Annotated in this window: 9 protein-coding genes; 5 read left to right on the forward strand and 4 right to left on the reverse strand. The window is 69.1% G+C overall.

The window, feature by feature from the left end; translation table 11 throughout:
* Positions 1 to 117: 117 nt before the first annotated feature.
* Both HMPREF3086_RS08400 and HMPREF3086_RS08405 read right to left on the reverse strand, forming a co-directional pair.
* The gene (locus HMPREF3086_RS08400) at positions 118 to 657 is read right to left on the reverse strand and encodes an O-acetyl-ADP-ribose deacetylase (protein WP_061229272.1); all 540 of its coding nucleotides are present in this window, start codon (positions 655 to 657) and stop codon (positions 118 to 120) included.
* Positions 654 to 1,445: a phosphatase PAP2 family protein gene (locus tag HMPREF3086_RS08405; protein WP_061229271.1), complete on the reverse strand. Its 792-nt coding sequence runs from the start codon at positions 1,443 to 1,445 to the stop codon at positions 654 to 656. The genes HMPREF3086_RS08400 and HMPREF3086_RS08405 overlap by 4 nt, the downstream gene beginning before the upstream one ends.
* A 107-nt stretch (positions 1,446 to 1,552) precedes the next feature.
* Here HMPREF3086_RS08405 and aspA point away from each other — a divergent pair, with 107 nt between their 5' ends.
* Both aspA and HMPREF3086_RS08415 read left to right on the forward strand, forming a co-directional pair.
* Entirely contained in the window at positions 1,553 to 3,016 is a 1,464-nt protein-coding gene (gene aspA / locus HMPREF3086_RS08410) for an aspartate ammonia-lyase (protein ID WP_061229270.1), read from the forward strand.
* A 48-nt stretch (positions 3,017 to 3,064) separates the two neighbouring features.
* Complete coding sequence (locus HMPREF3086_RS08415) at positions 3,065 to 3,841, forward strand: acetoacetate decarboxylase family protein (protein WP_061229269.1); 777 nt, start codon at positions 3,065 to 3,067, stop codon at positions 3,839 to 3,841.
* 25 nt (positions 3,842 to 3,866) lie between these two features.
* Here HMPREF3086_RS08415 and HMPREF3086_RS08420 read toward each other — a convergent pair whose 3' ends face one another.
* Positions 3,867 to 5,435: a SulP family inorganic anion transporter gene (locus tag HMPREF3086_RS08420; protein ID WP_061229268.1), complete on the reverse strand. Its 1,569-nt coding sequence runs from the start codon at positions 5,433 to 5,435 to the stop codon at positions 3,867 to 3,869.
* A gap of 132 nt (positions 5,436 to 5,567) precedes the next feature.
* Between HMPREF3086_RS08420 and HMPREF3086_RS08425 the strand changes: the two genes are divergently transcribed.
* From HMPREF3086_RS08425 to HMPREF3086_RS08435, 3 genes are all read left to right on the forward strand, one after another.
* Positions 5,568 to 5,975: a MerR family transcriptional regulator gene (locus HMPREF3086_RS08425; protein ID WP_061229267.1), complete on the forward strand. Its 408-nt coding sequence runs from the start codon at positions 5,568 to 5,570 to the stop codon at positions 5,973 to 5,975.
* Positions 5,976 to 6,162: 187 nt separating this feature from the next.
* Complete coding sequence (locus HMPREF3086_RS08430; protein ID WP_061229266.1) at positions 6,163 to 6,762, forward strand: CAP domain-containing protein; 600 nt, start codon at positions 6,163 to 6,165, stop codon at positions 6,760 to 6,762.
* 71 nt (positions 6,763 to 6,833) lie between these two features.
* Complete coding sequence (locus HMPREF3086_RS08435; RefSeq protein ID WP_061229265.1) at positions 6,834 to 8,543, forward strand: BCCT family transporter; 1,710 nt, start codon at positions 6,834 to 6,836, stop codon at positions 8,541 to 8,543.
* A gap of 32 nt (positions 8,544 to 8,575) precedes the next feature.
* Here the strand turns inward: HMPREF3086_RS08435 and HMPREF3086_RS08440 are convergent, their stop codons facing one another.
* Positions 8,576 to 9,367: a pirin family protein gene (locus HMPREF3086_RS08440; RefSeq protein WP_061229264.1), complete on the reverse strand. Its 792-nt coding sequence runs from the start codon at positions 9,365 to 9,367 to the stop codon at positions 8,576 to 8,578.
* Positions 9,368 to 9,510: the final 143 nt, after the last annotated feature.

Genomic DNA, 9,510 nt, shown 5'->3' on the forward strand with positions numbered 1-9,510 from the left:
ATGACTCACAACAGGTTGACAATCACCGCGAACCCGGAGGGAGAGTAGCGGATTCCGGCTGGCGGTGACTGGAGCTGGCTGGAGGTGGCCGGATCGGGCGGGCGCGGCGGGGAGAGTTCAGTCGCCGAGGATGTCGGCGCGGCATTCCTCGGCCAGGCGCAGGGTCGCCGCGTCGAACAGCACCAGGGTCGCGGTCCCGACCCCGGTGTCGGTGGCGGCCAGCGTGGCCAGCGCGGTGCGGATCGCGTCCTCGCGCGGCCAGCCGTAGGCCCCCGCGGAGATCAGTGGGAACGCCACCGTTCGTGCGCCGAGCTCGTCGGCCACCGCCAGCGAGTTCCGGTAGCAGTCGGCGAGCAGCCGGGCACCGTCCGGATCGCGGCCGTGGATCGGGCCGACCGTGTGGATCACCCAGCGCGCGGGCAGATCACCGGCGCCGGTCGCGACGGCCCGGCCGGTCGGCAATCCGTCGGGCAACCGGCCGGACCTCAGCTCGCGACACTCCGCCAGGATGGTCGGCCCGCCCGCGCGGTGGATGGCCCCGTCCACCCCGCCGCCCCCGAGAAGTGAACTGTTGGCCGCGTTGACCACCGCGTCCACGTCCATGCGTGTGATGTCGCCGTGGCTCAGCTCTATCCGAGCGCGCCTCGTCGTCGTCATACCGTCTCCCTCCGGCGGATCATCGGCGTCGGCGCGTGATCGAGGCGGTCCATCAGCCACATGATGGTCGCCACCTCACCCACCCACGCCAGACTCACACACCAGCCCGCCAGGATGTCGCTGGGGAAGTGCACCCCCAGATACATCCGGGTGCCGCCGATGGTCGGCACGTACACCGCCGACCCGGCGATCACCGCGACCCGCCACCGCGTCGGCCACGCCAGGACGCACGTGCACGCCGCCAGCGCGGCGCTGGCCATGGCGTGACCGCTGGGGAACGAGAAGCTCTTCTCCTGCACGATGTGCGTGAAGAACGTCGGCCGGTCGCGGCGGTACAGCGCCTTGAGCACCGAGTTGATGATCGTCGACCCCACCAGCGACACCGTGAGCAACGCGGCCGGGCGGCGGCTGCCCCGCACCGACACCAGGTAGGCCGACGTCGCCAATGCGAACAACGGCACCGCCGTGACACCGCCGAGCTCGGTCACCGCCCGGGCGATCCGCGTGTTGCGGGGCGAGTGCCTGCGCTGCAGCCACATCATCACCGGCTGGTCGAAGGGCAGCTTGGCACCGCTGCGGATGCGCTCGGCGAGCTCGACGAAGCCGATCACCGGCGTCGCGAACCCCACGAACGCCACCCCGAAGATCGCCCACGTCCCGCGGGGCAGCGGCACCTCCTGCCGGTCGACGATGCTGCCGAGCAGTCCGTCCGACGGATGCAGGCGGCGAAACACGTCCCGCGCCGAGGACAGGGCCCGGGCGCCACGGGTGGTCGTCGTGCGCGACATACCCCCCAGACTAGGCAATCCCGCGGTGTCCCCGCCCGCGGATCGCGACGAGGCCCGGTGCCCCACGATTAAGGTGGGCCGGAGTCGACCCGAGAGGCGGAGGACGAATGACCCGAACCCGTGTGGAAGAAGACCTGCTCGGCACCAAGGAGGTCCCGGCGGACGCGTACTACGGCATCCACACGGTCCGGGCTGTCGAGAACTTTCCCATTGCACCCACCACCATCAGCGACGTCCCCGACTTCGTGCGTGGCATGGTCATGGTGAAGAAGGCCGCCGCCCTGGCCAACCTGGAGATGGGCGTCCTTGACCAGACGGTGGCGGACGCGATCGTCGGGGCGTGCGACGAGATCCTGGTGGACGGACGCTGCATGGACCAGTTCCCCTCCTGCGTCTACCAGGGCGGCGCCGGCACCTCGGTCAACATGAACACCAACGAGGTGGTGGCCAACCTCGCGCTCGAACGGCTCGGGCATCCCAAGGGCTCCTACGACATCATCAGCCCCAACGACGACGTCAACAGGTCCCAGTCCACCAACGATGCCTATCCCACCGGGTTCCGCATCGCCCTGTGGCACGCGCTCGAGCGGCTCGAACCGGCGCTCGTCGCGCTGCGGGAGGCCTGCTACGACAAGTCCGAGGAATTCCGCGAGGTCCTCAAGATGGGCCGCACCCAGCTCCAGGACGCCGTGCCCATGTCCCTGGGCCAGGAGTTCGGCGGCTTCGCCGTGAACCTCGACGAGGAACTCCACGTGCTCGGCTCCGCCGCCCGCATGCTGCTCGACGTCAACCTCGGCGCCACCGCGATCGGCACCGGCGTCAACACCCCGCCCGACTACCGCCGCGCGGTCATCAACCACCTGCGCGCCGTCACCGGCCTCCCGGTCACCGGCGCGATGAACCTCATCGAGGCGACGAGCGATACCGGCGACTACGTCAACGTCCACGCCGCCCTCAAGCGGACCGCGGTCAAGCTGTCGAAGATCTGCAACGACCTGCGGCTGCTGTCCTCCGGGCCGCGCGCCGGCCTCAACGAGATCAACCTGCCCGAACTGCAGGCGGGGTCGTCGATCATGCCAGCCAAGGTCAACCCCGTGATCCCCGAGGTCGTCAACCAGGTGTGCTTCAAGGTGATCGGCAACGACATGACCGTCACCATGGCAGCCGAGGCCGGGCAGCTCCAGCTCAACGTCATGGAGCCGGTGATCGCCCAGGCGATGTTCGAGTCCATCTCCCTGCTCACCAAGGCCATGGAGACGCTCACCGAGAAGTGCGTCCGCGGGATCACCGCCAACGCCGAGATCTGCCGAGCCAACGTGATGAACTCGATCGGGATCGTCACCTACCTCAACCCCATCATCGGCCACCACAACGGCGACATCGTGGGGCGCGAGTGCGCTCGCTCCGGCCGCGGGGTGCGCGAGGTCGTACTGGAGATGGGCCTGCTGTCCGCGGAGGAACTCGACGACATCCTGTCCCCGGCCAACCTCCTGCGCCCGCAGTACAAGGGACGCTCGGTCAAGAACGTCGTGGCACAGCCGGGGCAGGACACGACCGGGCCGACGGGCTGAGGTCGCAAGGGGGCTGATTCCGGGCGCGGGGACCGCTACCGTCGGCCCATGACCTCTCCCACATCGCGCGTCGTCGCCGGACGCGAGATCACCTTCCCGGTTCCCGTCGTGTCCGCCTCGGTCTCGGGCGCGGCCTTCCTCGCGCGGTCCGCCGTCGTGCGCAGGCTCATCGCCGGCGGGCGGCAGTCCGCCGTGATCGAGGCCGCGGGCGCCGAGCCCGTCTCGCTGCCCGGCGGGCGCACCCCGGCGATCATGATCCATGTCCGCTACCACGACGTGCCGGGCAACGTCCTGGGCGCTTATCACGAGATCGGCCTGGCGTTCCAGCTCACCGTGCCCGGCGCGGGGACGCTGGTGCACATCCACGAGCTGCCGGTCGACCAGGACTTCACCCTGGCGGCGGGCAACGAGCTGTGGGGCTTCCCCAAGTGGAAGGGCGACATGGTCGGCACGGCCGGAGGCGCCCTCGACGACGCGCGTCTGGGCGCCGTGGGCTCGGCCGGAGCGGGAGGCGTCGACCTCCGGCTCGACACGCGCGTGGGCCTGCCGATCCCCGGCCGTCAGTCGCTCGCCATGAACTGCGTGCAGGTCCTCGACGGTGCGCCCGTCCTCGTCCGGGCCCAGGCCACGGCGACCGGCGGGCGGATGCGGCCGCTCAGCGGGGCCCGCGTGACGATCGCGCCCGGAGCCGACGACGCCGGCGGCGACGTGGCCCGGTTCGTCGAGGCCGTCCGCGAGCTGGGACTGGACCGGGCCCGCGCGCTCGGCACGTTCTCCTACGAGAAGTTCGAGGCCGAGTTCCAGGCGCCGGCGCCGATCGGCTGAGGGGCCCGGCGCCCGGCGCTGTCCCTCAGTGCCCTTCGCCGAGATTGCCGGACAGCCTCTCCAGTCGCTGCCGACTGGAGCCGTCCAGCCCGATGATCTCCACGGTCTTGCCCTTGGCCGCGTACTTGTGGGTGATCGCGTCCAGGGTCGCGACGGTGGAGGCGTCCCAGATGTCGGCCTCGGTCAGGTCGATCACGACGTGCCGGGGGTCGCCCGAGTAGTCGAACTGGTACACGAGGTCGTTGCTGGACGCCCAGAACAGCTCGCCGCGCACCCGGTATGTGCGGACGTCGATGGTGCCGTCGTCGTCGACGTCGCGCTCGGAGATCTTTTCGAGGGTCGTCATGTGGGCCACGCGCCGGGCGAACATCACCATCGCGGTGAGGACACCGAGAACGACGCCGATGGCGAGGTTCTCGGTGATTACCGTGGCGACCACGGTGACGACCATGACGACCGTCTCGCTCAGCGGCATCAGGCGCAGGGTGCGCGGGTGGATCGAATGCCAGTCCAGGGTGGCCACCGACACCATGATCATCACGGCGACGAGGGCGGCCATGGGGATGAGCCCGACGATGTCGCCCAGCGCCACCACGAGGATGAGCAGGAAGACGCCTGCCAGGAGTGTCGACAGCCGGGTGCGGGCGCCGGACTGCTTGACGTTGATCATCGTCTGGCCGATCATCGCGCAGCCGCCCATGCCGCCGAAGAACCCGGTGACGAGATTCGCGACGCCCTGGCCCCAGCCCTCTCGGGTCTTGTCGGTGCGCACCTCGGTGATGTCGTCGACCAGCTTGGCCGTCATGAGGGATTCCATGAGGCCGACGAGGGCGGTGGCCAGGGCGTAGGGGGCGATGATCTGTAGCGTCTCGAGTGTCCACGGGATGTCGGGGAAGAACAGCGCGGGCAGGGATGAGGGAAGCTCGCCCTGGTCCCCGACGTTCGGCATCGACCATCCGAAGAGCAGGACGACGGCGGTGATCGCGATGATGGCGATCAGCGGGGCCGGCACCGCGGTGGTCAACCGCGGGAAGAACACCATGATCGCGATACCGGCCGCGACCATCGGGTAGACAAGCCACGGAACGCCCAGCAGATGGGGGATCTGGGCGGCGAAGATCAGGATCGCGAGCGCGTTGACGAAACCGATCATCACGCTGCGAGGGATGAAGCGCATGAGCTTGCCCACCCCGATCAGGCTGAGTACCACCTGGATGAACCCGGCGAGGAGCACGGTGGCCACGAGGTAGTCCATCCCGTGGTCGCGGGCGACCGGGGCCACGACGAGGGCGATCGCGCCGGTCGCCGCCGAGATCATCGCGGGGCGCCCGCCGGTGAAGGCGATCGTCACGGCCATGGTGAACGAGGCGAACAGCCCGACGCGAGGATCGACGCCGGCGAGGATCGAGAAGGAGATCGCCTCGGGGATCAGTGCGAGGGCGACGACCAGGCCGGCCAGGACCTCGGTCCGCAACCGCCGCACGGACGAGAAGGCGTACCGGAACGAGGCCAGGACGCCGACCGGCGCCAGACCGTCATCGTCGCCGGCAGGCGCCGGGGAGGGCGCCCCAGGAGTGGTGGCGGGAGCCGACATGGGGATTGTCCTCACCGAGCAGGGGCATGACACACTCTCCCGTAGCGGGAGATTCTGAAGCTACCGTAACGGTAGGTTTGATGATGCGGCGAATCTCCGGCGACCGCTGTGAGCAAGCCCACAAGGAGGATCATGTCGGAGGACGCGGTGCGGAAGATCGGCGAGGTCGCCGAGGCCACCGGTCTGTCGATCCGGACTCTGCGTCACTACGACGAGCTCGGCCTGGTCGTCCCCTCCGGTCACACCGCGGGCGGGTTCCGGCTCTACACCGATGACGACGTCGAACGGCTCCTGCTGGTGCGTCGGATGAAGCCCCTCGGCTTCTCCCTGGAGCGCATGAAGCAGTTCCTGCAGGCCACGGACGTGCTCGCCGCGGGCCGGCGCCCGCAGGCGGGGGGGTCGGGGTCGGAGGAGAGGCGCGCGGCGCGGGCGACCGTCGAGGAGATTCACGGCGAGGCGGAGGCGCGCTACCGCGATCTGCAGAAGCATCTCGACTACGGGGCCGAGTTCCTCCAGCTGGTCCGCGAGAGGCTCGACTAGCCGCTCCCGGGACCCACTCGGCGCGGCCGCCGAAGTTGGCCGCCCGTCCGGACGGAGTAACCACTCTCGCCACACAAGCAACACTGATAATCGCTGGTCACAGCGGTAACGCGGTGCCGAGTCCGGTTCGTTACCTGATCGATCAAACGGTTCGCGTCAGGCGCACCGAAACGGCATTATCGCCATCATGCGCACAAGGCTCACCGCGTCACTCGCGACGATCGCCGTCACCGCCGCCACCCTCGTGGGCGGCGGGGCGGCCACGGCTTCCGCCCAGACCCTGCCTTCCTTCATCCCCCAGCACCTGATCCCGGCGCACCTCGCGCCGCAGGTGGAGGGGATCGTCTCGCAGGTGCGCGCCGCCCTGCCGCCGGAGGCGTGGGCGGCGGTCGGTTCCAGCGAGATGGCGTACGGGGATGTCGCCGCCTTCGGGGTCACCGGGGGGTTGCGCGAGGGGATCATTCGCGAGATCGACGCCTACCGCATCGCCCACGGCCGCGGAGCCCTTGCGCCCAACGCCGACCTTGACCGCGAGGCCCAGGCGTGGGCGGATCGCCTCGCCGCCCGGGATGAGGTGATTCACAACACAGCATTGATCAACCGGGGTCACGGGGAGAACATTGTCGCCGCGGGCACCCATTGTGGGGCGATCTGCCTGGTCGACCTGTGGAAGAACTCGCCCGGCCACAACGAGAATCTCCTCGACCCGGGCTACCGCTCGGCGGGCATGGGCATCGCCTACTCCGGCAACGGCAAAGTTTTCGTGGTACACAACTTCGCGTACTGACCTATGAACTCTGACTGAGCTACTCGATCCGGCAGCGGTGCTCTGAGGGGGCCGAGACGACGGGAGAGATCATGTCCGAACGGATACTGCGAGCACTGAGGCTCAAGACCGATCCGGGGGTGTTCTTCTCGACTGTCGGGGTGATCCTCGCCTTCGTCGTCATCACTTTCTTCGCCGGCGAGTGGGTGGGCGAGGTCTTCGGCACCGCGTCGGGTTGGATCATGACCAACCTCGGGTGGTTCTACGTATTCGGGGTCACGTCGTTCCTGGCCTTTCTCATCTGGATAGCCATCAGCCGGTTCGGACACGTCCGTCTGGGCGGCGACGACGAGGACCCGGAGCACTCCACCGCGGCGTGGTTCGGCATGCTCTTCGCCGCGGGCATCGGCACGATCCTCATGTTCTGGGGCGTCGCGGAGCCCATCTCTCATTTCGCCACGCCGCCGCGGGGGAACGTGGAACCGGGCAGCACGGACGCCGCGCAGGAGGCGATGGCGTTCACGCTGTACCACTTCGGTCTGCACACGTGGACGATCTTCGCCCTGCCGGCCCTCGCGTTCGCCTACTTCATCTACAAGCGCAAGATGCCGCCGCGCGTCAGCTCGATCTTCGCCCCGATCCTCGGGGACAAGGTCTTCGGTCCCATCGGCAAGACAATCGACGTCGTGGCGCTCGTGGGTACCGTCTTCGGCGTGGCCACCTCGGTCGGCCTCGGTACCCTGCAGATCAACGCGGGCCTGGCGGAACTCTTCGGCATCGCGATGTCGCCGGTCGTCCAGGTGCTCATCATCGCGGTCGTCACGTCCGTGGCCTGCATCTCCGTGGCCCTGGGGCTGGAGAAGGGCATCAAGCGGCTGTCCAACCTCAACATCGCCATGGCGATCGCCCTGCTGCTGTTCATCCTCGTCACGGGCCCGACCCTGTTCCTGCTCAAGGGCACGGTCGAGTCGCTGGGCGTCTATCTCGCCACGCTGCCGGAGCTGGCCCTGTGGAACAACGTCTTCCCCGCCAGTGACGACCTGGAATCGTGGCAGAACACGTGGACCGTCTTCTACTGGGCGTGGACCATTACGTGGTCGCCGTTCGTGGGCATCTTCATCGCCCGGATCAGCCGCGGCCGCACCATCCGTCAGTTCGTCTTCGGCGTCCTCGGCCTGCCGGTGGGCTTCTCGGTCCTGTGGTTCGGGATCTTCGGTATGGCCTCGTTCCATGTCGAGTTGTTCGGCTCGGGCGGGCTGACCGAGGCGGTGGTCGACGAGGGTGACATCCCGGGTGCGCTCTTCGCGTTCCTGTCGAACTACCCGCTCGCGACGTTCCTGTCCGGTCTCGCGGTCGTCCTCGTCGTCATCTTCTTCACCACGTCCGTGGATTCCGCGGCGATGGTCGTGGACATGATCGCGTCCGGGAAGGACGACGACGTCCAGGTCTCGCCCACCCATCAGCGCGTGATCTGGGGCGTGCTCATGGGCGCGGTCGGTGCCACGATCCTGGCGGGTACCGGCGAGGGCGGTCTGACCGCCCTTCAGGAGGTCATCACGGTCGTCGGTCTGCCGTTCTTCGTGGTGGGCTTCGTGATGATGTACAGCCTCGTGCGGGGTATCAGCAACGATCTCGGCGAGCGGCCGCCCACGGTGACCCGCCAGTGGCGCCGTGCGTACTCGCCGGAGGCGCTCGAGCGGAACGAGCACTCGCCGTCGCCCGAACCTGTCCACCCGCTGCATCACATCCCGGACTCCGAGCAGGATGACGGGGCGCCGTCGGCCGCCACCGAGGAGGGCTAGGCCAGCGGGAAGGGCTCGGCCAGCGGGGAGGGCTAGTGTCCGCGCACGTCGAGCATGGTCATGCCCGCGTGCATCTCCCAGACGAGGATCTCGGCGCCCTGCGCGCCGGCGGTGACGCGTCGCCCGCCCGTGGCGGTGAGGCGCGCGGCGTCGCCGGTGTCCAGGGCGCCCTCGCCTTCCAGGGTGACCGACCCGAGTGGGACGTAGAGGTGGAGGAAGGGCGCGTCGGGGAGCTCGACGGTGCGTCCGGGTGTGAGCCGGGCGGCGTGGAGCGCGGACGTGCGGTTGCGGATCCGGATGGCGGCGCGGTCCTCGTGGGTGGGTAGGCCCCCGGCGACGACGACGAGGTGGTTCTCGAGCTCGCGCGGATCGATCTCCATTTGTTCGTAGCCGGGTTGCTCACCGGTCGTGTCCGGCACGACCCACATCTGGACGAGGTGGACCGGTTCGGCGGGGGTGTCGGCACGGAGCGAGCCGTCGCGCCAGCCGTCGTTGCGTTCGGAGTGCAGGATCCCCGAGCCCGCGCTCATCCGCTGGGCGAGCCCCGGGTAGATGACGCCGCTGTGGCCCTCTGAGTCCTGGTGGACCAGCGAGCCGGACAGGACCCACGTGACGATCTCCATGTCGCGGTGCCCGTGGGTGTCGAAGCCGGTGCCGGGCGCGATGTGGTCGTCGTTGTTGACCAGCAGTCGCCCGAAGTGCGTGTTCATCGGGTCCTGGTAGCGGCCGAAGGAGAACGAGTGCTGCGAGTCCAGCCAGCCGCCCCGGTCGCGGGACCGCGCACGGGAGCGGTGGATCTCGACGCCGGGGACGAGCGCGGGCACGGTGACCTCCTCGGGACATGGCGGGCCCTGTGCGAGCGCCGCCGGCTCCGGTGACGCATCAACTATAGCGGCGGGGTGGCCGCGCCGCGCCGGGGATGGCCCGCGCCGCATCGGGGTCGCCCGCACCCGCACCGGGGCCGGGG

Source organism: Dietzia sp. HMSC21D01 (assembly GCF_001815995.1).
Lineage (GTDB): Bacteria > Actinomycetota > Actinomycetes > Mycobacteriales > Mycobacteriaceae > Dietzia > Dietzia cinnamea.